Annotated in this window: 1 protein-coding gene; it reads right to left on the bottom strand. The window is 68.1% G+C overall.

Features of this window, described 5'->3' with window-relative positions:
• Positions 1-21: 21 nt before the first annotated feature.
• On the bottom strand, positions 22-756 hold a 735-nt coding region (locus tag DKT69_RS00095; protein WP_109799579.1), incomplete at its 5' end, for an IS5 family transposase.

A 756-nucleotide genomic window follows, 5' to 3' on the forward strand; every position in this document is an offset into this window, starting at 1 on the left:
AGAGCCTGGTAAATAAGGGTTTCAGGTGTGTTGGTGGCGGGCGAGGCGGCGGGTCATCATGATGATCATGGCCCATTGGACCATCGCGGCGTGGTGGGCGGGTAGCCGTTCGTAGTCTCGGACGGTGCGTCGGCACCGGTTGATCCAGGAGAAGGTTCGTTCGACCGCCCATCTGCGGTGCAGTACGACGAAGGTGCTCTGCCCGGCGAGCTTGGCGACGATCCGCAGGGTCAGGGCGAGACGGGTGGTGGCCCAGCCGACGAGTTTGCCGGCGTAGCCGCTGTCGGCCCAGACCAGGCCGATGGTGGGGAAGCAGGCGCGGAGCGCCCACAGCAGGGGTCGGGCGGCGTCGCGGTCCTGGACGTTCGCGCCGGTGACCAGGACGACGAGGAGCAGTCCGCAGGTGTCGACGGCGATGTGTCGTTTCCGGCCGTTGACCTTCTTCCCGGCGTCGTAGCCGCGGTCGGACCGGCCGACGGTCTCCGCGCCGCGTACTGACTGGGAGTCGACCAGAGCGGCCGTCGGCTGCCGGTTGCGTCCCTCGACCTGTTCGCGGACCTGTTCGCGCAGGCTGTTGTGCATCCGGTTCAAGGTTCCGTCGCGGGTCCAGGTCGTGAAGTAGTGGTAGACGAGCTTGTGGTGGGGGAAGTCGGCGGGCAGCGCGTCCCACTGGCAGCCAGTCCGGTCGAGGTAGCGGATCGCATCCACGACGTCCCGGCGGGGGTAGATGATCGGCCGTCCACGCCCGGTTCCGGC

It is taken from the genome of Micromonospora sicca, assembly GCF_003172935.1.
GTDB lineage: Bacteria > Actinomycetota > Actinomycetes > Mycobacteriales > Micromonosporaceae > Micromonospora > Micromonospora sicca.